Below are 21187 nucleotides of genomic sequence, written 5' to 3' on the forward strand. Positions count from 1 at the left end.
GAGGCCGGGATTGGGAGAGAGATCATGAAGAACAGGGTTGCAAAGACGCGTCTCGCCTATCTGGGCCGTGCTGCGACGGTGGCGCTGGCGATCGGCGTGGCGATGCCCGCCTTGGCGCAAGAAGTCCCGGTCGCGCCGGCCGAGGACACCGCGCAGAACGACGCGATCGTCGTCACCGGCAGCCGCATCCGCGGGATCGAGCCGGTAGGCTCGAACGTCATCGCAATCGATCAGGATCGCATCCTCGCAGAGCCGGTGACTTCCACCAACGATCTGCTGCGCCGCGTGCCGCAGGTCGTCTCGCTGGGCGCCAATCGTGCGGGCGGCAGCGCCCAGAACGGCGCGGCGAATGCCACGCGCGGCGCCGGCATCAATCTGCGCGGCCTCAGCACCCAGGCGACGTTGCTGCTCTACGACGGCAAGCGCTTCCCACCGCAGGGCACCCAGGGGCAATTCACCGATCCGTCGGTCATTCCCTCGATCGCGCTCGGCCGGGTCGAAGTCGTCGCCGATGGCGCCTCGGCGATCTACGGCTCCGATGCGGTAGCCGGCGTGGTCAATTTCATCCTGCGCAAGGACATCAATGGCATCGAGACGCGGGCGCGCTACGGCTTCACCGACGCCGGCTATAACGAGAAGCAGTTCGCTGCGATCGCGGGCAAGACGTGGAGCGGCGGCCACCTCACGATTGCCGGCGAATACACCCAGAACGACCCGCTTTACGGCGCCGCGCTCGATTTCTACCAGAACGATAACCGGCCCAATGGCGGCCGCGACCTGCGGAACGCCAATTGCGCACCGGGCACGATCACTGCGGGCGGCGGCACGTATGCCATCCCCGCCAGCGGCGTCACGCCGGCGACGGCCGGCACGCTGGTCCGCGGCACGCGCAACCTGTGCTTCTATGGCGGTGCCGAGCCGATCATCTCCGAGCAGGACCGGATCAGCGTCGTCGGCAGCTTCAGCCAGGACTTGGCGCCCGGATTGCGCGTGTTCGCCGACGGCTTCTATTCGCGGCGCGAAGGCGTGTTGACGATCGCACCCAACGTCAACGCGACGGTGACCAACGCGAATCCCTTCTACGTCAATCCGACCGGCGGCACCGGCCCGGTCACCGTCACCTATTCGCTGTTCCCCGACACCGGGCTGCTCGCCAACGACTATTACGGCACGTTCTGGAATGCGTCTGCCGGGGTCGAGGCCAAGCTGTTCGGCGACTTCGAAGCGACCTTCTATTACGCGCACGGCCAGTCCGAAGACGTCGCCGACCGACGCCGCTCGGGGATCAATGCCGCCGCGCTGACCGCAGCGCTCGCCGATACCAACCCGGCGACTGCGCTCAATGTGTTCGGCGGCCGCAACAATCCCGCCACCCTCGCGCGGATCACCGACAATCTGTTCATCATCACTGGGCGCACCAAGCTCGACGTGTTCAACCTTCAGGCCGACGGCTCGCTGTTCCAATTGCCGGGCGGCGCGGTGCGCATCGCGGTGGGCGGCGAGCACCGCATCGAACACACCTATACCGACCTGATCACCGGCCAGGCGGCGACCCCGCGCAGCCTCAACGACGCGGGCACGCGCAATGTCGATGCGGTGTTCGGCGAACTGTTCGTGCCGATCTTCGGCGCAGGCAACGCCGTTCCAGGACTGGAGCAATTGTCGCTCAGCCTGGCGCTGCGCCACGAGAATTACAGCGACTTCGGCAGCACGACCAACCCCAAGATCGGCCTGACCTACAAGCCGGTGCAGGGCGTCACATTGCGCGGCAGCTATGGCACGTCGTTCCGCGCGCCGACCTTTGCCGAGGTGTCCACCGTCGCTGGCGGCGCCGGCCTCTATTTCGATACGCTGCCCGGGCCGACCGGCAACCTGACCGGGATCGGCATCGCGGGCGGCAATCCCGATTTGACGCCGGAAACCGCCACGACCTGGTCGTTCGGCGCCGAAATCGCGCCGATCGACGGGCTGAGCGCTAGTCTGACCTATTTCCGCATCGACTATACCGATCAGATTCAGGCATTGCGCGGCACGCCGGGGCTGCTCACCAATCCGATCTACGCGTCGTTCGTCCAGTTCAATCCGACGCCGACGCAGGTCGATGCGCTGGTCAATTCGGGCCTGCCGATCAACGCGGCGATCAACAATTCGCTGGTCACCTTCATCGCCGACGGCCGCCGCCAGAACCTGGGTACCTCTCTGATGCGCGGGCTCGATTTCTCGCTGCGCTACGACCGGGCGATCGGCGACGTCCGCCTCGACGCCGGAATCCAGGGCACCTATCTGCTCGACTACAAGTTCGAGGCCGTCCCGGGTTCGGGGCTCGTCGACGTGCGTGATTCGATCGGCATCGCCCAGCGCTATCGCCATCAGGCGGATATCGGATTGTCCGCAGGCGGGCTGCGCGGTCGAGTCACCTGGAACCACCTGGCCGGCTATTACAATACGGGCGTAACCCCGCGCCAGCGCATCTCCAATTACGACACGCTGGATTTCTATCTCGGCTACGAGGTCGACGAGCGGCTGACGCTCTCGGTCGACGTCCGCAACATGTTCGACGAGGATCCGCCCTATGTCGACATCGCGGGCGGTTATGATCCGCAGGCGGCGAACCCGGTCCCACGGCTGTTCTCGGTCACGGCGGCGGTGAAGTTCTGATGCTCGAGCCCTTGACGACGCTGTGCATGGCGCTGGTCGGCATGCACCCCGGCAACGTCAAGGTTTCGGCGGCGACGACGATCGCTCCGGATCCCGAATGGGCGCCGGAGACGATCAGCTTCTACCGTCCGCAGCCGGTGCGCGTGCCGCTCTGCCGCGTCGAAGGCACGATCGAGGGCAATATCGGCTTCGAGCTCTGGCTTCCGACCGATTGGAACGGGCGCCTGCTCGGCGCCGGCGTGGGCGGCGATGCCGGGGTGTTCAACTATGCGGACATGAGCCGGCGCGTTGGCGAGGGCTTTGCCACCGTCACCACCGACAGCGGCCACAAGCAGGGCCAAGCGCGCTGGATGGCGGATCCCAAGGCGCGGGTGGATTACGAGCATCGGGCGGTGCACCTGACCGCGGTCGCCGCCAAGCAACTCGCCGTAGCCTTTTATGGCAAGCCGGCCGATCACAGCTACTATCTCGGCTGTTCGGGCGGCGGGCGCCAGGCGCTCAAGGAAATGCAGAACTATCCGGGCGACTATGACGGCGTCGTCGCCGGCGCGCCGGGGCCGTACATGCCGCTCCAGTCGGTGCGGATGATGTGGTTCTCGCTTCAGCAGAAGCGCGATCCGGCCGGCGCGCTGCGCGACGAGGATTGGGCGCTCTACGAACGCCGCGTCACTGCACAGTGCGACTCGCTGGACGGCGTCATCGATGGCGTGATCGAGAACCCGATGCGCTGCAGCTTCAAGCCGGCGACGCTTGCCTGCGCGCCGGGGCATACCCAGGACTGCCTCACGCCCGCCCGCGTGGCGATGCTCGAGCGCATCGTCGCGCCGATGCCCGACGAAGCCGGCACGCCGATGGACAATGGGCTGTTCCCCGGCGTCCGCACGCGCCCGGGCCCACCCTCACCGCTGCTGCGCGCGATGTGGGCGGACGGCGTCCATGACGATGCCGACTGGAACGAGGAAAGCTTCAGCCGCAGCGGCGATCTGGCGGCGGCGAACCGCGCGATGCCCGAACTGCGCGCCGACAAGACCGCAATCGGCGGCTTCCTTCGCCGCGGCGGCAAGGCGATCCTCTATCAAGGCTGGGCCGATCCCTCGACCAATGCGGGCCCGACGATCGATTATTATGCTGCCCTCGCCCGCGCCAATGGTGGCTATGCCAAGCTCGACCGATCGGTGCGCCTGTTCATGGTGCCGGGCATGTATCATTGTTCCGGCGGCCCCGGCGCCGCGAGCTTCGGCGGTTCGGGCCACCCGACTGCGCCCGGCGATCCCGAGCGCGACATCCTGTGGTCGCTGATTCGCTGGGTCGAGCGTGGCCGCGCACCCGAACGGATCGAGGCGACACGGCTCGAAGGCACGACCGTCCGCTTCACGCGCGCGCTGTGCCCTTTCCCTGCCTCGGCACGCTATGACGGGCGCGGACCGACGGAAAAGGCGTCGTCCTATGCGTGCGCGCCGCACCCGCTGCTGAAGAAGTGACCGCACTCGGCGGAGCCGTTTTGCGGGTTGCCTGACGCTGGCGGTCAACCGTGACCCGCGGAACGGCGGCCGATTGCCCGGCCGGCTGGAGCTTTGAGAGATTTGGAGGATCTTCGGACGCTCGACAATGCGTCGTCATAAGCTCGATCCAATCAGCCATCGCTATCGCGAATGGCTCCACAAGCAAGAAGGTGGCCCGGTGCCTATGGTGGTAGCGGAGGAGGGACTTGAACCCCCGACCCCAGGATTATGATTCCCGTGCTCTAACCAACTGAGCTACTCCGCCCTACCAGGGCCGCCCCTTGAGGCGAGGGCGCGACATAGGTCCGCCGTTTCGTCCGGTCAAGCGAACATGTGTCGCGAATGCGCTTCCCAGGGCCCGCCGCGATACCACCAGCTCGCCAGACCCGCGATCTCGACCTCGCGCGGCACGAAATCGCGCGACAATGCCCCCAGCACCACCTTGGCGAGTGAGGGCGTCACCTTGTTCTGCACGGTGACGTGCGGGCGCCAGGGGCCGGCGTCCTGGGGGGTCAACATCCCCGCAAACGCATCGCACAGCCCCTCGCGAATCGCGGTGAGCGCGGGTGCCTCGATCCGGTAGGCGACGCCGCCGCCTAGCGACATCAGGCCGGTGACCTTCGCCCGCGGCGCGCGAATACCGCGCGTGTCGGCAGCGAGGCGCTGCTTGAGCTCCTCGGCCACGCTCGGCGGCAGATGGTGGAACAGCGTCAGATGCGCCGGCAGGACATTGCGCTCGGGCGGATAATGCTCGCGGCGCAGCACGTCGAACCACGCCTGGTCCTGCCGCCCGAACAGCGCCGTGACGATCAGCGGCGCGTTCAGATTTCCACCTGGCTTCCCAGCTCGACGACGCGGTTGGTCGGCAGGCGGAAGAACTCCATCGCGCTTTCGGCGTTGCGCAGCATCCAGGCGAACAGCTTCTCGCGCCACACCATCATCCCCGGCTTGGCCGAGGGCAACAGCGTCTGCCGCGCGAGGAAGAAGCTGGTGTCCATCATCTTGAACTCGGCGCCGCACGCGCTGACTTGCTTGAGCGCGGCGGGCACGTCGGCGTCCTGCATGAAGCCGTATTTGATGACCATCCGGTGGAAGCCCTTGCCGAGATCGTCGATGTACATCCGGCGATCGTCGTCGATATAGGGCTCGTCGGCGATCTTCACGGTGAGCAGGATCACGCGCTCGTGGAGCACCTTGTTGTGCTTGAGATTGTGCAGCAGCGCATGGGGCACGCCATCGGGGGTCGAGGTCATGAACACCGCGGTGCCGGGAACACGCGTCGCGGCGATCGCCGCCGATTCGATGAAGATCTTCACCGGCATCGCGCTCTCGCGCAGCCGGGCAATCATCAGCTGGCGGCCCTTGGCCCAAGTCGTCAGCAGCGTGAACGCGACGAGTCCGACGAGCAGCGGGAACCAGCCGCCATCGGGAATCTTGGTGACGTTCGACAGGAAATAGGCGCCGTCGAACAGCAGGAACAGCGTCACCAGCCCGATCGCGATCGGCAGCGGCCAGTTCCACACCCGCCGGACCAGCACGGCAAGCATGCAGGTGGTGATGAACATCGTCCCCGTCACTGCGATGCCGTACGCCGCGGCGAGGTTCGACGATTCGCCGAACATCAGGATCAGCACGATTACCATCACCATCAGCGCCCAGTTGACCGCGGGCAGATAGATCTGCCCGTGCGCCGACGCCGACGTATGGTTGATCCGCAGCCGCGGCATCAGCCCGAGCTGGACCGCCTGCTGGCATACCGAGAACGCGCCGGTGATCACCGCCTGGCTGGCGATCACCGTGGCGAGCGTGGCGAGGATCACCAGCGGCAGCCGCCAGCTCTCGCTGGCAAGCATGAAGAACGGGTTCTCCGCGGCCGAAGGATCGCGCAGCAGCAGCGCGCCCTGCCCCAGATAATTGAGCATAAGCGCCGGGAAGATCAGCCACACCCAGGCGACCTGGATCGGCCGCCGTCCGAAATGGCCCATGTCCGCGTACAGCGCCTCGGCGCCGGTCAGCGCGAGCACCACCGAGCCGAGCGCGAGGAAGGCGAGCCGTGGGTCTGCCTCGAAGAAGCGGACCGCCCAGATCGGATTGAATGCCTGCAGCACCTCGGGCCGCTGGACGATGCTGAGCACCCCGAGCACGGCGAGCGTGACGAAATAGGTGAGCATCACGGGTCCGAAGAACTTGCCGATGATATTCGTGCCATGCGCCTGGATCACGAACAGCCCGATCAGGATCGCCACAGCGATCGGCAGCACGAAGGGCGCGAACCCCGCCTGCACCACGACGAGCCCCTCGACCGCCGAGAGCACCGAGATCGCCGGCGTGATCATGCAGTCGCCGAAGAACAAGGCCGTCGCGAGCACCCCGAGCATCACCAGCCCGCGGCTCCACCGCCCCGGCCCCGCCCCGGTCTTGCGCTGGATCAGCGCGAGCAGCGCCAGACTGCCGCCTTCGCCCTTGTTGTCGGCGCGCATCGTCAGGAAGATGTACTTGCCGGTGACGATGATCAGCAGCGACCAGAAGATCAGGCTGACCACCCCGAACACATGGACGAGATCGACCGCGAGCGGATGGTGCCCGACAAAGGTCTCCTTCATCGCATAGAGCGGCGACGTGCCGATATCGCCATAGACGACGCCGACCGCGCCGAGCGCGAGCGCCGGCAGCGGGCCCTTGGGCTGGTGCCCATGCTCGCCGTGCGCCTCGTCGGACTGCGGGAGGTGTTCAGCCTGCCCGCTTGCGTTGATGTTCACTGTCGCGGCAACCGCGCGATGGAGGAAACGGACCTGGTCATGCGACCTGTGTTCTCGCCAAGAAAAGTGGGCGGGCCGTTAGCACGTGCAGCATTGCCTAGCAACGGCGCCCAATCGACGCACATGGGTGTGGGCTGGGGAAGACGCAAGGGGGTGAGCGGTTCCCAAATAGGCTCCCCCCTGCAAGGGAGGGGCTGGGGGTGGGTGGCGAGCCAAGCGAGCCTAACGACATACTCGGCAAAAAAGAAAAGGCCGGGCATCGAGCCCGACCTTTTCTAACCCACCCCTAACCCCTGCCTTGCAGGGAGGGGCATGCCTACCCCGCCCTCGCGAACAGCGCGTCGGCTTCGCTGCGAGTCGGCACCGCGCGCAGCACGAAGCTCGAATTGATCGTCACCACCCCCGGAAGCCGCCCGAGATGCTCGCGGTGGAGCCGCTCGTAATCGTCGAGATCCTGCGCGAGGACTTTCAGCCGATAATCCTGCCCGCCCGACACCAATGCGCATTCGACCACGCCGTCGATCTCGGCCACCGCGCGCTCGAACTTGGCGAGATCCTCCTCGACCTGGGTGCCGAGCGTGATGTCGACCAGCGCCGTGATGCGGAACCCCAGCCGGCGATGCCCCAAGCGCGCACCATAGCCGGTAATGTGCCCCGAAGCCTCGAGCCCCTGGATCCGCCGTGTACACGCAGACTGCGAGAGCCCGACCTGCGCCGCGACCTGGCTCACCGCCGCGCGCGCGTCTGCGGCGAGCAGCTTGAGGATGGCGCTGTCGATTCGGTCCATGGCGCATGATTCTCCTGCGAATGACGCCAATACCGCATTTCCATGCAGTCATCTACTGCCAAGCGCCCAACTTTGCAGAGATTCGCGGACGTCTCCCAAGATACTGTCTCGGGCACACGCATTCTGGAGAGCTGCCATGCGCATCGGTGTTCCCAAGGAAATCAAGAATCACGAATATCGCGTCGGCCTGACGCCCGCCTCGGTCGCCGAGCTGGTCGCCGCCGGCCATGAGGTGCTGGTCGAAACCCAAGCCGGCATGGGGATCGATTTCGCCGACGAGGCCTATACCAAGGTCGGCGCGAAGATCGCCGCCGACGCCGCTTCGGTGTTCGCCGGCTCGGACATGATCGTGAAGGTCAAGGAGCCCCAGCCGCAGGAGATCGCGCTGCTCGAGCCGCGCCATTTGCTCTTCACCTATCTCCACCTCGCCGCCGACAAGCCCCAGGCCGAGGGCCTGATGAAGTCAGGCGCCACTTGCATTGCCTATGAGACTGTCACGTCGAACTCGGGCGCCCTCCCCCTGCTCAAGCCCATGAGCGAAGTCGCCGGCCGCATGTCGGTCCAGGTCGCGTCGCACTATCTCGAGAAGGAGCAGGGCGGCCGCGGCGAACTGCTCGGCGGCGTCCCCGGGGTCGCGCCGTGCAAGGTCGCGATCCTCGGCGGCGGCGTCTCGGGGATCAACGCCGCGCAGATGGCCACCGGCCAGCGCGCCGACGTGACGATCTACGACATCAGCAACGAACGCCTCGCCGAGCTGGACATGCATTTCGGCAGCCAGATCAAGACCGCTTATGCGAGCAAGGCGGCGATCGCCGAGGCGGTGCGGACCTCGCAGGTAGTGATCGGCGCGGTCCTCGTCCCCGGCGCCGCGGCGCCCAAGCTGGTCACCCGCGACATGCTCAAGACGATGATGCGCGGCTCGGTGCTCGTCGACATCGCGATCGACCAGGGCGGCTGCTTCGAGACCTCGCGCGCCACCACGCATGACGACCCCGTCTTCGAAGTCGACGGCGTGATTCACTACTGCGTCGCCAACATGCCCGGCGCCGTCGCGCGCACCTCGGCCTTCGCGCTCAACAACGCGACGCTGCCGTTCGTGCTCAAGCTCGCCAATCTCGGCGCGGAGGGCGCGATGAAGGCCGACAAGCACCTCGCCAACGGGCTCAACGTCTACAAGGGCAAGATCGCGTTCAAGGCCGTCGCCGACGATCTCGACTTGCCGTTCGAGGCTTGGGCCGCCTGACCGGAACACAATAAGAACATCGTGCGTTGGCCGTGGCAAGTTCTCAAGGAGCATCTGCCATGGCCGACCACGCCAACCCGAAGACTGAACCCGTCGGCAACGCCGAAAAGAACCCCGACGACTGGACCACCGGCGATGAGCCGATGACCGGCGCGCAGGCGAGCTATCTCAAGACTTTGTCTGAGGAAGCGCACGCCGAATTCGACGACGACCTGACCAAGGCCGAAGCCTCCAAGCGCATCGACGCGCTTCAGGAAGAGACCGGGCGCGGGCAGTAGGGCGAGCGAAGAAGGTTGGGCTCTGGGCCCGGCCTTCCTTCGTCGAGACCCTTCAACCGAGCATCGAAGACCCGCTCGCACCGTGATTGGCGTAGCACTCGTCCACCGCGTCATGGACCTTCGAATTGACGATCGAGCACGGCGCCCAGAACGGCTTGTCGGTCACCTGGAGCTGGAGCACCTGGCTCCCGGAATCATAGTTCCAGTTCACCGTGAAGCCGTGCGAGCTCGCCGAACCCGAATCGCTATTGATCTGCACGCCGTACGTGGCGGCAGTCGCCTTGCAGCAATTCCAGACGTCAGCCGTCACATTGCTGAAGGATTGCATCCCGCATGCACTCATCGTCCTCTCCCATGGATCAAGTGGATCGACGGACCTGACGACCTTCGTGGTTTTTGCTGAGTCCGATCGGAGATTTACGCTGCTATTCGCGGACATACAATGCGAATACCTACCCGGATCGGACCTGTTCGGGAGCGCTACTTGACCCTCGACGCCTTTTCCTGCGCCGCCTTGGCCTCAAGCAACCGATCGAGCAGGAACAGCCGTACCAGCAGCTTGTCGCGATAGCTTGCCTTGGCCGGGGTCAGCTCAACCGCCTTCGCCCAATAGGGCCGCGCCTCGGCGTACCTGCCCTCGCGGATCAGCGCCAACCCGTAGAAGAACGGCGGGCCGGGATGCTGCGGCGCCAGCTGGATCGCGCGATCGAATGCGTATTTGGCCGCGGGCGAGACCTGGTTGCCGTCATTCTCGGCAAGCTTGATCCCCAGCCACGCCCACGCACCGGCATCGCCATTGGCCTCGCGCACCGTCAGGATCATCGCGCGCGCCGCGGTGTCGGGCGCGCCCGCTCGCGTCATCGCGTCGGCGCGGGTGAACGACGCCCAAGTGTAGTTGAACCGCCCGAACATCGCATTGCGGATCTCGACGACCTCGGGATCGATCTCGCCGCCCTTCTTGGCAGCGATCACCGGATGCCCCGCCACGCCGGGATGGCCCTGCCAAGCATAACCGGCGGCGCCAAGCATCAGCGCCGTGGCCGCCAGCGTCCACAGCTTCCGGGGAAAGCCGGTCAGCCACAGCAGCAGCCCCGCGCCGACCGCCAGCAGGCCGAACATCGCCCAGCCCATCATGCGCGCCTCCGGAACACGCGCCGCGCGACCAGCATGCCGACCAGCAGCAGCGCCAGCGGCGCGATCCAGAGCGGCGCGGTGACCCAGCTCAAAGGCGGATCATAGGTGACATAGTCGCCATAGCGCTGGACCAGCCATTTCCGGATATCCCCCGCGCTTTCGCCCGCGGCGACCTTCTGGCGCACCAGCGCGCGCATGTCCCCCGCCATCTCGGCATCACTGTCGGCGATCGACTGGCCCTGGCAGACGAGGCAGCGCAGCGTATCCATCAGCGCCTTGGCCTCCGCCTCCTGCGCCGGATCGGCGAGCTGAGTGTAAGCAAGGTCCGCGGGGGGGAGCTTGGAGTCGGCGAGCGCCGGCGCACAAAATGCCAGCGCCGCTACGATCCCAACCGGATGACGAAGGAGCGAGGTCAGCCTCACTTCGCCTTCTCCAGCTCGCGCAGCAGCATCGCCACGTCGTCCTCGCGGATATCGCCGATATGCTGGTACGCGATCCGCCCCGCGCGATCGATCACGAAGGTCTCGGGCACTCCCGACGAACCCAGCGCCAGTTGCGCCGCACTCGCCTTGTCGTCGCCGATCTTCGTGTAAGGATCACCGTGCTGCGCCAGGAATTGCTGCACCGCCTCGCGCGTATCGCGAATCGCGATCGCGTCGATCTCGACTCCCGCCGCCTTGAGCTTGAGCAGTTGCGGCGCCTCGGCGATGCACGGAATGCACCAGCTCGCGAACACATTGAGCAGCCGCGGCTTGCCCTTCAATTCGGCGGTGACCACGCCGGGCTTGTCCGCCAGCAGCGCGGGCAGCGCCAGCGCGGGCAGCGGCTTGCCGACCATCGCCGATCGCACCGCGCGATCACCCGGCTTGACCAGCCCGCTCGCCACCAGCCCGAACACGACGATGAAAAGCCCCAACGGCGCCCAGAGCAGCAACCGCTTCATGCGTATGCCTCCGCCTCGGAGTCGCGCCGTTCGCGCCGCACCCGACCGACCAGCGCCAGCAGCCCGCCCAGCGCAATCAGCCCGCCGCCGAGCCAGATCAGCGTGACGAACGGCTTCCACCACAGCCGGACCTGCCAGCGCCCCTGCTCGTCGCCCTGGCCGAGCACGGTGTAGAGCTGCCCGTCGAGCAAGGTGGTGATCGCCGCCTCGTTGGTGTTGGTCGGCGGGGTGCTGAAGAAGCGGTTCTGCGGATACAGCTCGAACGCCTTGCCCTCGCCGCGGCGCACCTGGAGCTTGGCCTCGAGCGCCGACCAGTTGGGTCCGATCTGCGGGCGGATCTCGGCGAGCGTCACCCGGAACGGCCCCACCGTGGTGTTCTGCCCGACCTGGATTGCCGCGAGCCGCTCGACCTTGAACGCGCTGTCCGACGCCATGCCGGCAATGCTCACCGCGACGCCCAGATGCGCGATCACCATCCCCCAGACGTGCAATGGCGTACGCCGCAGGTTGCGCCGCGCCACCGGCGCCACGCTCGCCACCGCGAGCCCGACCGACAGCGCGATCGCCACCACCGACGCGAAATGCGCGCCCCGCGCCAGCGCGAAGAGCAAGGCGAACGAGACTCCCGCCGCCGCGGTCGGCACCAGCGCGCGCTTGGCGAGCGCGTTCCAATTGTCGCGCCGCCAGCGCAGCAGCGGCCCCGCCGCGGTCGCGACGACCAGCGCGAGTGCCACGGGCACCAGCGCCTTGTTGAAGAACGGCGCGCCGATCGACAGCTGCACCCCCGCCGCCTGCGCCGCGAGCGGATAGAGCGTGCCGATGAACACCACGCCGAGGATCACCGAGAGCAGCAAATTATTGAGCACCAGCGCGCCTTCGCGGCTGACCAGCTGGAAGGTCGATCCCTGGGTGACGGTGCCGACGCGCGCGCCGAACAGCGCGAGTGCCCCGCCGATATAGATGCCGAGCAGCGCGAGGATGAACGTCCCGCGCGTCGGATCGACCGCGAAGGCGTGGACGCTGACGAGAATACCCGATCGCACCAGGAAGGTGCCGAGCATCGACATCGCGAACGCCACGAGTGCCAGCATCAGCGTCCAGGCGCGCAGGCCGTCGCGCGTCGCCAGCACGGTCACCGAATGGAGCAGCGCCGTCGCCGCGAGCCATGGCATCAGCGACGCGTTCTCGACCGGGTCCCAGAACCACCAGCCGCCCCAGCCGAGCTCGTAATAGGCCCAGTAGGATCCCGCGGTGATCCCGATCGTCAGGAAGATCCAGGCGCCGAGCACCCAGGGCCGCATCGCCCGCGCAAAGGCCGGGCCGACGTCGCGCATCAGCAGCGCGCCCACCGCGAAGCTGAACGCCACCGACAGCCCGACATAGCCGAGATAGAGCGTCGGCGGATGGAAGGCGAGGCCAGGGTCCTGGAGCAGCGGGTTGAGCCCCTGCCCGTCCGGCACTGCCGGGTTCAATCGCGCGAACGGGTTCGAGGCGAAGGCGAGGAAGGCGTAGAAGCCGATCCCGATCGCCGCCTGCGCGCCGAGCGTCGCCGCGAGCGTCCCGGCCGCCAGCCGCCGCTCGAACATCGCGACGCCGCCGCCCGCCACCGCGAGCACGGTGACCCAAAGCAGCATCGAGCCCTCATGGTTCCCCCACGCGCCGGCGACCTTGTAGATCATCGGCTTCAAGGAATGGCTGTTGGCGGCGACGAGCTCGACCGACATATCGCTGCGCACGAACAACGCGATGAGCAGCGCGAACGAGAGCAAGGCGAGCAGCCCCTGCACCAACGCGATCCGCCGCAGCGCGGTCATCAGCGTGCCCACCCGCGGATTGGCGCCATGCTTGGCCGCGCCCCACGCAACCATCAGCTGGACGAGCGCGAACGCCGCCGCCAGCCACAGCGCGGCAAGCCCTGCCTCGGCGATCATTTGGCGCCAGTCATTTGTCGAGCGTCTCGGTCTTGTGCATCTCGCCCGCCACCTGCGGCGGCATGTAGCGCTCGTCATGCTTGGCGAGCAGGTTGTCGGCGGTGAAGCTGCCGTCGGGGTTGAACTTGCCTTCGGCAACCACGCCCGAGCCTTCCTTGAACAGATCGGGCGCGACTCCGCGGAACGCCACCGGCACGGTCGCCTTGCCGTCGGTCACCGTGAACGCGATCGAGACGCCGTCGGGCTGGCGCACGATCGAATTGGCCGCGACCATCCCGCCGAGCCGCACCGCCTTGTCGGTCGGCACCGGCTTCCCCGCCACATCGCCCGGCGCATAGAAGAACGCCGCCTGGTCCTGCAGCGCCGATAGCGCGAGCCCCGCCGCACCCGCCACCGCGCCGAGCGCGAGCAGGCCAAGGACCAGCCGTTGATGCTTGGCCTTCATCGCTCGCGCCGCAGCGAGTCCGCCGCCGCCTCCGCCCGCCGCATCGACAGCCACGCCCAGCCCGCCAGCCCGGCGGTCCCCGCGAAAGTCACGGCATAGGCCGCGGTGACGAATGCCCAGTGATTCATTGCGCCGCCATCCGCTTCATCCGCGCCTCGACCTTCTGGGTGGCGAGCATCGCGCGCATCCGCATCAGCACCACGCCGCCGAAGAACAGGCTGAATCCGCCGATCGTGAAGAACAAGGGCCACAGCATCGACGAATCGATCGATGAGCTGGTCAGCCCGATGCTCTGCCCCTGGTGAAGCGTATTCCACCATACCACCGAATAGCGCACGATAGGCAGCAGCACCGATCCGGCCACCCCGAACAGCGCCGGCACGCGCCCGTCGCCGCCACGATCGGCATCCGCCCGCGCGAGCGCGATGTACGCGATGTAGACGAAGAACAGCAGCAGCATGCTCGTCAGCCGCCCGTCCCATTCCCACCAGGTGCCCCAGGTCGGCCGCCCCCAGATCGAACCGGTGATCAGGCAGAGCGCGGCAAACACCGCCCCCACCGGCGCCGTCGCGCGCGCCGCCAAGTGTGCCAGCGGATGCCGCCAGATCAGATAGCCGAGACTCGCGAACGCAACCCCGCTCCACCCCGCCATCCCCAGCCACGCGGCGGGGACATGAATGTAGAGGATGCGCACGCTCTCCTTCTGGAGATAATCCGCCGGGGTCTGGGTCAATCCGCCCCAGGCGCCGAACAGCGCCAGCGCCACGCCCGCCCAGAACAGGACCGGAGTCAGCGGGCGCGCGAGCTTTAGGAAGCGCGTGGGGTTGGCGAGGGCATGGATCACGGTGCTGGGCAGCCAATAGCCGGGTTCGCGCGGGGAATCTACGCCGGGCTGCTTTGGGTATACGATGGGTTGCGCGCTTTGCGCTTGCGCAAAGTAACCGCTGTCATGATGGTTTCGTCACCGGAACGTAAGGACGATGCGCGCCCTTCCTCCGGGCTGCACCTGCCAAAGGATCCTGCCATGCCCTTCATCACCACGAGCGACGGCACCGAGATTTTCTACAAGGATTGGGGCGCCAAGGACGCCCAGGCGATCGTGTTCCACCACGGCTGGCCGCTTACGGCCGACGATTGGGACGCGCAGATGTTCTTCTTCCTCGAGCGCGGCTACCGCGTCATCGCGCACGATCGTCGCGGGCACGGCCGCTCGACCCAGACCGATACCGGCAACGAGATGGACACCTATGCCGCCGACGTGATCGCGCTCGCCGCGGCGCTCGACCTCAAGGGCGCGGTCCATGTCGGCCATTCGACCGGCGGCGGCGAAGTCGCGCATTACGTCGCGCGCGCCGAAGCGGGCCGCGTGTCCAAGGCCGTGCTGATCGGCGCGGTGCCGCCGGTGATGCTCAAGTCCGAATCGAACCCCGGCGGGCTGCCGATCGAGGTGTTCGACGGCATCCGCGCCGGCGTCGCCAACAACCGCGCGCAATTCTACATCGATCTGCCGACCGGCCCGTTCTACGGCTACAATCGCGAAGGCGCCGACGTGAAGCAGGGCAATATCGACAATTGGTGGCGCCAGGGGATGATGGGCGGGATCAAGGCGCACTACGATTGCGTCAAAGCCTTTTCCGAGACCGACTTTACCGAGGATCTCAAGGCGATCGACGTCCCCGTCCTGCTGCTCCACGGCGAGGACGACCAGATCGTTCCTATCGCCGACGCCGCGCTGATCGGGATCAAGCTGCTCAAGCACGGCTCGATCAAGACCTATCCCGGCCTCCCCCACGGCATGGCCACTACCCATGCCGATGTGATCAACGCCGATTTGCTGGCGTTCATCGAGGGGTGAGCAACTGAGAAAATCCTCCCTCGCGAAGCGGGGGAGGATTGGCAGGCCAAGACCCACTCGCACGCGGCGACCGGCACTCGCCGCCATCCCGCCTTCGCAGGGATGGCGGCGCCGTTCCCTCAGCTCAGCGGGCGCAATATCCGGGCGAGCACATAGGCGAAGGCGATCTGCCACGGAGTGTAGATCTTGAGCGGTTGCGCCAGGTCGCTGGCGAACGATTCGCTGCTCGCGCCGGTGGTGAGATAGAGGTACAAACAGAAGCTGCCCACCGCGCCGAGCAGCACCGTGCCGAACGCCTCGAAGGTCAGGCTCGAGCCCTTCCGCACCAGCCCGAAGATCGCGCACAGCAACAGGCACCCGCCGCCGCCCACTGCACCGCCGACGAACCCGCGCAGGAAGCCGACGCCGTCGCCGCTCATCCCGTTGACGGTCATCAGCGCGACATAGTGCATCAGCGTGAACCCGCCGAGGAACACCAGTGCCTTCACGCCGCCGCGATGCCGGCGCTCGTGCCAGACGAAGGGCAGGCCGAACAACGGCGTGATCCACACCGCGCCGCCTTCGATTTGCAGGTAGAGCACCATCGCCAGCCCAACCACGTACAAGACGTGGCCAAGTACCAGCCATTTGAAGGTTTCCAACGCGGCAGGGTTGAGCGCCAGGTCGAACGGCGAATGATAGTCACGCTCGTCGTCGTCGAGGATGGCTATATCGGACATACGTCACCTCTCCATCAACTCTTTACTGACGGGGATTGTGCGCCTTGGGTCCGAGTCGGCCCAAACGAAAACGGCCGGAAAACAATGTTTCCGGCCGCTTGTGCAGTGTTTTGGCAACAGGAAGGTCAGGCGGCGCTGCCGGCCTTTTCCTTCTTGGCGTAGATGCGGACCGGGTCCTTGCGGCCCTCGACCACATCCTTGTCGATCATCACTTCGTCGACGCCGTCCATGCTGGGCAGGTCGAACATCGTGTCGAGCAGGATCGCCTCGAGGATCGAGCGAAGCCCGCGCGCGCCGGTCTTGCGCTCGATCGCCTTCTTCGAGATCGCGGTAAGCGCGTCCTCGTTGAAGCCAAGCTTGACCGTCTCCATGTCGAACAGCTTCTGATACTGCTTGACCAGGGCGTTCTTCGGCTCGGTCAGGATCTTGATCAGCGCATCGACGTCGAGATCCTCGAGCGTCGCGATCACCGGCAGGCGACCGACGAATTCGGGGATCAGGCCGAACTTGAGCAGATCCTCGGGCTCGGTCTGGCGCAGCACTTCACCGGTGCGGCGCTCCTCGGGAGCCGCCACATAGGCGCCGAAACCGATCGACTTGCCCTGGAGGCGATCGCCGATGATCTTCTCGAGCCCCGAGAACGCGCCGCCGCAGATGAACAGGATGTTGGTCGTGTCGACCTGGAGGAACTCCTGCTGCGGATGCTTGCGGCCGCCCTGCGGGGGCACCGACGCGGTGGTGCCTTCCATCAGCTTGAGCAGCGCCTGCTGGACGCCCTCGCCCGAGACGTCGCGGGTGATCGAGGGATTCTCGGCCTTGCGGCTGATCTTGTCGATCTCGTCGATATAGACGATCCCGCGCTGCGCCCGCTCGACGTTGTAGTCGGAGGCCTGGAGCAGCTTGAGGATGATGTTCTCGACATCCTCGCCGACATAGCCGGCTTCGGTGAGCGTCGTCGCATCGGCCATCGTGAACGGCACGTCGAGGATGCGCGCCAGCGTCTGCGCCAGCAGGGTCTTGCCGCAGCCGGTGGGGCCGACGAGCAGGATGTTCGACTTGGCGAGCTCGACATCGGCACCCTTGGCGCCATGGTTGAGCCGCTTGTAATGGTTGTGCACCGCGACCGAGAGCACGCGCTTGGCCTGCTTCTGGCCGATCACGTAATCGTCGAGCACGTCGCAGATTTCCTGCGGCGTGGGGACGCCGCCGTCCTTCTTGCTGACGAGCGCCGACTTGGTCTCTTCGCGGATGATGTCGTTGCAGAGCTCGACGCACTCGTCGCAGATGAACACGGTCGGCCCGGCGATGAGCTTCCGCACCTCGTGCTGCGACTTGCCGCAGAACGAGCAGTAAAGCGTGCTCTTGGAGTCGCCGCCGCTGAGCTTGGTCATAAAAGTCGCTTACCTCTTGTCCCGTCTGCGAGGCAATGCCCCCGCACGGGCTCGTTACAAACTACTAGGCGCCAAACGCCACGAACCGCAGGATTCTCCCGACACGCGCCAATATGTCTATCACGGCGAATGGAAACAAGCCGTTGAAATCCGCTATCGGCTGCGCAACGAAATCGGCGCCGGCCATAGGCTTGGCGGAAGTTCGCGGCCAACCCTTTCGAACGCTACCCGTACGGCGGGTTGCGCCGCCCGAGCGCCAGCACAAGCGCCTCATACTCCTTGCGCAGCTTGCCCTGAACGCCCATCGCCAGCGCCGACGTGACCAACTCGCGATGTTCGAGCGTCAGCCATTCGCCATGAGCCTCGGCGATCCGCGTCAGCGGCTGAAGGACGAAACCAGGACGACCAAAGGCCAATCCCGCGCGAACCTCCGCCAACTGAACGTCCGGAATATGCGGCGCGGCGAGCCTCGCCTCGCTGAACCCCCGTGCCGCCGCGTCCAACTCGCCCAGCCCGACCAGCGTGACCGCGCGCATGGCCAGCGCGATGCCACGTTCCGAGGTCCCGAGCGGACGCTTGAGCAGCGCTTCGAACCCGGCGCGCGCCTCCGGCAACTTCCCGGCCGAGAGATCGCCCGTCGCACGGTTCAGCGCATCGCGGAAAGACGCTGCGGCAACAGGTGGCGGCGCCTCCTGCGCTGAACCCGAACTGCCTACGGTCACCGTAAAAGCAAACGCCGCTGCGCCGGCGAGCCGGCACAGCGTCGAAAGCTTGTTCACCATCAGCTTCAAGCAGTTGCCGCGTCGTCGCTCGGCTGCGGCCGCTTTTCGTACACTTCGTCCACGACGCCGAACGCCTTGGCCTCATCGGCCTCGAAGAAGCTGTCGCGATCCATCACCTGCTCGATCCGCTCGATCGGCTGGCCAGTATATTTGGCATACAGCGCATTCATCCGCGCGCGAATACGGAGAATCTCCTTAGCCTGGATCTCGATGTCCGACGCCATTCCCTGCGCGCCGCCCGAGGGCTGGTGGAGCATGATGCGGGCATTGGTCAGCGCGACGCGCAGGCCCGGCTCGCCCGACGCGAGCAGGAAGCTGCCCATCGACGCGGCCTGGCCGATGCACACCGTGCCGACGCGCGGACGGATATATTGCATCGTGTCATGGATCGCCATGCCGGCGGTCACCACGCCACCGGGCGAATTGATGTACATCCAGATGTCCTTCTTCGGGTTCTCGGACTCGAGGAAGAGCAGCTGCGCGGTGATCAGCGAGGCCATATGGTCTTCGACGCCGCCGGTGACGAACACGATCCGCTCGCGAAGCAGGCGCGAATAGATGTCGAAGCTGCGCTCGCCGCGGCTCGACTGTTCGATGACGATCGGAACGAGACCGCCGGTAACGGGATCAATGGTCATCTGACCGGAAAGCGGATGCATGCGGGGTTTTTCTCTTTGGATGGTTGCCCAGGCGCCCAACATCGGCGCTTGGGCAGCGCGGCGCAAGGGGGGATCGCGGTAAACCGGCCGTGGTGGGTCTGGTTGACCAGCTTGACTCGAAGTTGACGAAGTTGACTCGGAACGCGGTTTTTCGGGCGTAATTGACACACCCTCTCCTCCCGCGTCCCCGCACCACGTGCCACCCACGCGCCGCCCGTTGCGCTTCAGTCTGGGCACGCGCCCGGCGGACGCCGCTTGCCGGGAACGGCAGCACGCCAAATCCTACATTGCAAGGCGCTCAACCCGCACCCACATCGTTTCGCATGAGCAAAGTTCTCGTCACCGGCGGCTCAGGCTTTGTCGGCAGCCATGTCATCCTCCAGTTGCTGGCGGCGGGGCACGACGTTCGTACCACGGTGCGCAACCTGGCGCGCGAGCCCGAGGTGCGCGCGACACTCGCCGCGGCGGGCGCGGACGCTGAAGGGCTCAGCTTCTTCGCCGCCGATCTCGAAAAGGACGAAGGCTGGGCCGAAGCAGTGGCGGACTGCGACTATGTCCATCACGTTGCTTCCCCCTTCCCGCCTGCGCAACCAAAGGACGAGCAGGAACTCATCCGCCCGGCGCGCGAAGGCACGCTGCGGGTACTGCGCGCCGCGCGCGACGCCGGGGTGAAGCGGGTGGTGGTGACCTCGTCCTTCGCGGCGATCGGCTATGGCCATGGCCAGCGCGACACGCTTTATACCGAAGCAGACTGGACGAATCCCGATGGCCCCTCGGTGCAGCCCTATATGCAATCGAAGACGCTGGCGGAGCGCGCCGCGTGGGATTTCGTCGCGCGCGAAGGCAACGGCATGGAGCTGGCGGTGGTCAACCCGGTCGGCATCTTCGGGCCGGCGCTGAACGGCGACCTCTCGACGTCGGTGTTCCTCGTCCGCTCGATGCTGGAGGGGAAGATGCCCGGCACGCCGCGGCTTTATCTCGGCGTGGTCGACGTCCGCGACGTCGCCGATCTCCATTTGCGCGCGATGACCGATCCGGCGGCGGCGGGCGAACGCTTCCTTGCGGTGGCGGGCGAGGCGGTGTCGTTCCATCAGATGGCAACGGTGCTGCGCGAACGGCTGGGTCCGGCGGCGGCCAAGGTGCCGAGGCGTGAGCTTCCCGACTGGCTGATCCGGCTGCTTGCGCTGTTCAACCCCCTGGCGCGCGAGGCGGTGCCGCGGCTGGGGATCAAGGCGAGCGCGAGCAACGCCAAGGCGCGGCGCGTGCTGGGCTGGACGCCGCGCTCGAACGAGGAGGCGATCGTGGCGAGCGCCGAGAGCCTGATTGCGCTAGGGTTGGTTTGAGAGCGCCGCTTCCCTCTCCCCTGGGGAGGAAAAGGCTAAGGCATCAGCCGCTTGCGCCCCTGCGACAGGTGCCAGCGCATCGCCAGCGCCGCGCCGTCGGCGTCCTGCGCGCGGATCGCCTCGACCACCATCTCGTGCTCGGTGATCATCGCGCCGATGGCCTCCTCCGAGCGCGCCCGCGAAATATCCACGCCGGCGCGCAAGATGCGGTAGATGCCCTCCTCAAGGTGATCGAACGCCGCGACGAAGGCGGGATTCGCGGTCGCCTCGAAGATCGAGCGGTGGAGCACCCAATCCTCCTCATGCGCGGGGCCGTTCGACTCGAGCGCGCCGCGCAGCGCATCCATCGCCTGCTGGATCGTCTCCATCTGCTCGGGCGAGCGCCGCATCGCCGCGAGCCGGCACGCCTCGGCCTCGAGCACGAAGCGCACTTCATAGGTGCCGAGCGTCGCCGAGAGTTCGGCCATCGGCATATGCGCGCCGAGCCGCTCCGACGGGCGCCGCATGATGTACGACCCCGCGCCGCGCCGCGCCTCGGTGATCCCGTCGGCGGCGAGGCGAACCAGCGCCTCGCGCACCACCGTCCGCGACATGCCGAACATCTCGGCGAGCCGCGGCTCGGACGGCAGCCGGTCGCCGATACCCAGGTCGCCGCCGTTGATGATCGCGACGATCTCCGTATAGGCGCGGTCCGCGAGCCGCCCTTCGCCCGCCGGCGCACTCCCCTGTGCCAATCGCGCTCCCCTTCCCCTGCACTA

The 21187-nt window shown here is 66.6% G+C and carries 22 protein-coding genes and 1 tRNA gene; 6 read left to right on the forward strand and 17 right to left on the reverse strand.

Going from position 1 to position 21187, the window contains the following annotated elements; translation table 11 throughout:
• The first annotated feature begins 24 nt into the window (after positions 1-24).
• Positions 25-2658 (forward strand): TonB-dependent receptor, encoded by a 2634-nt coding sequence (locus RZN05_RS08955; protein WP_317226272.1) that lies wholly within the window; start codon positions 25-27, stop codon positions 2656-2658.
• The gene (locus RZN05_RS08960; RefSeq protein WP_317226273.1) at positions 2658-4139 is read left to right on the forward strand and encodes a tannase/feruloyl esterase family alpha/beta hydrolase; all 1482 of its coding nucleotides are present in this window, start codon (positions 2658-2660) and stop codon (positions 4137-4139) included. Before RZN05_RS08955 ends, RZN05_RS08960 begins: the two co-directional genes overlap by 1 nt.
• A gap of 209 nt (positions 4140-4348) precedes the next feature.
• Here the strand turns inward: RZN05_RS08960 and RZN05_RS08965 are convergent.
• The 4 genes from RZN05_RS08965 to RZN05_RS08980 all read right to left on the reverse strand — a co-directional run bounded on the left by RZN05_RS08965 (position 4349) and on the right by RZN05_RS08980 (position 7706).
• Positions 4349-4425 (reverse strand) — tRNA-Met (locus RZN05_RS08965).
• 56 nt (positions 4426-4481) lie between these two features.
• Positions 4482-4985 (reverse strand): 2'-5' RNA ligase family protein, encoded by a 504-nt coding sequence (locus RZN05_RS08970; RefSeq protein ID WP_317227594.1) that lies wholly within the window; start codon positions 4983-4985, stop codon positions 4482-4484.
• On the reverse strand, positions 4982-6913 hold the full coding sequence (locus RZN05_RS08975; protein ID WP_394804821.1) for a potassium transporter Kup: 1932 nt from the start codon (positions 6911-6913) through the stop codon (positions 4982-4984). Before RZN05_RS08975 ends, RZN05_RS08970 begins: the two co-directional genes overlap by 4 nt.
• Positions 6914-7235: 322 nt before the next feature.
• Positions 7236-7706 (reverse strand): Lrp/AsnC family transcriptional regulator, encoded by a 471-nt coding sequence (locus RZN05_RS08980; protein ID WP_317226274.1) that lies wholly within the window; start codon positions 7704-7706, stop codon positions 7236-7238.
• A gap of 136 nt (positions 7707-7842) precedes the next feature.
• On the opposite strand from RZN05_RS08980, the gene ald reads away from it, so the two are divergent.
• Together ald and RZN05_RS08990 are read left to right on the forward strand one after the other, a co-directional pair.
• On the forward strand, positions 7843-8949 hold the full coding sequence (gene ald, locus RZN05_RS08985) for an alanine dehydrogenase (protein WP_317226275.1): 1107 nt from the start codon (positions 7843-7845) through the stop codon (positions 8947-8949).
• Positions 8950-9008: 59 nt separating this feature from the next.
• Entirely contained in the window at positions 9009-9227 is a 219-nt protein-coding gene (locus RZN05_RS08990) for a DUF3072 domain-containing protein (protein WP_317226276.1), read from the forward strand.
• Between the two features lie 52 nt (positions 9228-9279).
• Here RZN05_RS08990 and RZN05_RS08995 read toward each other — a convergent pair whose 3' ends face one another.
• The 8 genes from RZN05_RS08995 to ccmC form a co-directional block, all read right to left on the reverse strand.
• Entirely contained in the window at positions 9280-9555 is a 276-nt protein-coding gene (locus RZN05_RS08995) for a hypothetical protein (RefSeq protein WP_317226277.1), read from the reverse strand.
• 152 nt (positions 9556-9707) lie between these two features.
• Entirely contained in the window at positions 9708-10361 is a 654-nt protein-coding gene (locus RZN05_RS09000) for a tetratricopeptide repeat protein (RefSeq protein ID WP_317226278.1), read from the reverse strand.
• Positions 10358-10777 carry a cytochrome c-type biogenesis protein gene (locus tag RZN05_RS09005; RefSeq protein ID WP_317227596.1) on the reverse strand — a complete coding sequence of 140 codons (420 nt, stop codon included), beginning with the start codon at positions 10775-10777 and terminating at the stop codon, positions 10358-10360. Before RZN05_RS09005 ends, RZN05_RS09000 begins: the two co-directional genes overlap by 4 nt.
• 2 nt (positions 10778-10779) lie before the next feature.
• The gene (locus RZN05_RS09010; protein ID WP_317226279.1) at positions 10780-11304 is read right to left on the reverse strand and encodes a redoxin family protein; all 525 of its coding nucleotides are present in this window, start codon (positions 11302-11304) and stop codon (positions 10780-10782) included.
• Positions 11301-13235, reverse strand: coding sequence for a heme lyase CcmF/NrfE family subunit (locus RZN05_RS09015; protein WP_317226280.1), 1935 nt, complete (start codon positions 13233-13235; stop codon positions 11301-11303). The genes RZN05_RS09010 and RZN05_RS09015 overlap by 4 nt, the downstream gene beginning before the upstream one ends.
• 10 nt (positions 13236-13245) lie before the next feature.
• Positions 13246-13680, reverse strand: coding sequence for a cytochrome c maturation protein CcmE (gene ccmE, locus RZN05_RS09020; RefSeq protein WP_317226281.1), 435 nt, complete (start codon positions 13678-13680; stop codon positions 13246-13248).
• The gene (locus RZN05_RS09025) at positions 13677-13808 is read right to left on the reverse strand and encodes a heme exporter protein CcmD (RefSeq protein WP_317226282.1); all 132 of its coding nucleotides are present in this window, start codon (positions 13806-13808) and stop codon (positions 13677-13679) included. The genes ccmE and RZN05_RS09025 overlap by 4 nt, the downstream gene beginning before the upstream one ends.
• Complete coding sequence (ccmC, locus tag RZN05_RS09030) at positions 13805-14524, reverse strand: heme ABC transporter permease CcmC (protein WP_317226283.1); 720 nt, start codon at positions 14522-14524, stop codon at positions 13805-13807. Before ccmC ends, RZN05_RS09025 begins: the two co-directional genes overlap by 4 nt.
• Before the next feature lie 180 nt (positions 14525-14704).
• Here ccmC and RZN05_RS09035 point away from each other — a divergent pair, with 180 nt between their 5' ends.
• The gene (locus RZN05_RS09035; protein WP_317226284.1) at positions 14705-15535 is read left to right on the forward strand and encodes an alpha/beta fold hydrolase; all 831 of its coding nucleotides are present in this window, start codon (positions 14705-14707) and stop codon (positions 15533-15535) included.
• A gap of 119 nt (positions 15536-15654) precedes the next feature.
• Here RZN05_RS09035 and RZN05_RS09040 read toward each other — a convergent pair whose 3' ends face one another.
• The 4 genes from RZN05_RS09040 to RZN05_RS09055 form a co-directional block, all read right to left on the reverse strand.
• A complete protein-coding gene (locus tag RZN05_RS09040) occupies positions 15655-16254 on the reverse strand; it encodes a hypothetical protein (protein WP_317226285.1) in 600 nt (199 codons plus the stop codon).
• 125 nt (positions 16255-16379) lie between these two features.
• A complete protein-coding gene (clpX, locus tag RZN05_RS09045) occupies positions 16380-17645 on the reverse strand; it encodes an ATP-dependent Clp protease ATP-binding subunit ClpX (protein WP_317226286.1) in 1266 nt (421 codons plus the stop codon).
• A 224-nt stretch (positions 17646-17869) separates the two neighbouring features.
• Positions 17870-18436 carry a hypothetical protein gene (locus tag RZN05_RS09050; RefSeq protein WP_317226287.1) on the reverse strand — a complete coding sequence of 189 codons (567 nt, stop codon included), beginning with the start codon at positions 18434-18436 and terminating at the stop codon, positions 17870-17872.
• Positions 18433-19065, reverse strand: a complete 633-nt coding sequence (locus RZN05_RS09055) for an ATP-dependent Clp protease proteolytic subunit (RefSeq protein WP_317226288.1) — start codon at positions 19063-19065, stop codon at positions 18433-18435. The genes RZN05_RS09050 and RZN05_RS09055 overlap by 4 nt, the downstream gene beginning before the upstream one ends.
• 344 nt (positions 19066-19409) lie before the next feature.
• On the opposite strand from RZN05_RS09055, the gene RZN05_RS09060 reads away from it, so the two are divergent.
• Positions 19410-20429: an SDR family oxidoreductase gene (locus RZN05_RS09060; protein WP_317226289.1), complete on the forward strand. Its 1020-nt coding sequence runs from the start codon at positions 19410-19412 to the stop codon at positions 20427-20429.
• A gap of 35 nt (positions 20430-20464) precedes the next feature.
• Here RZN05_RS09060 and RZN05_RS09065 read toward each other — a convergent pair whose 3' ends face one another.
• The gene (locus RZN05_RS09065) at positions 20465-21163 is read right to left on the reverse strand and encodes a FadR/GntR family transcriptional regulator (RefSeq protein WP_317226290.1); all 699 of its coding nucleotides are present in this window, start codon (positions 21161-21163) and stop codon (positions 20465-20467) included.
• Positions 21164-21187: the final 24 nt, after the last annotated feature.

This window comes from Sphingomonas sp. HF-S4, assembly GCF_032911445.1.
GTDB classification, from domain to species: Bacteria; Pseudomonadota; Alphaproteobacteria; order Sphingomonadales; family Sphingomonadaceae; genus Sphingomonas; species Sphingomonas agrestis.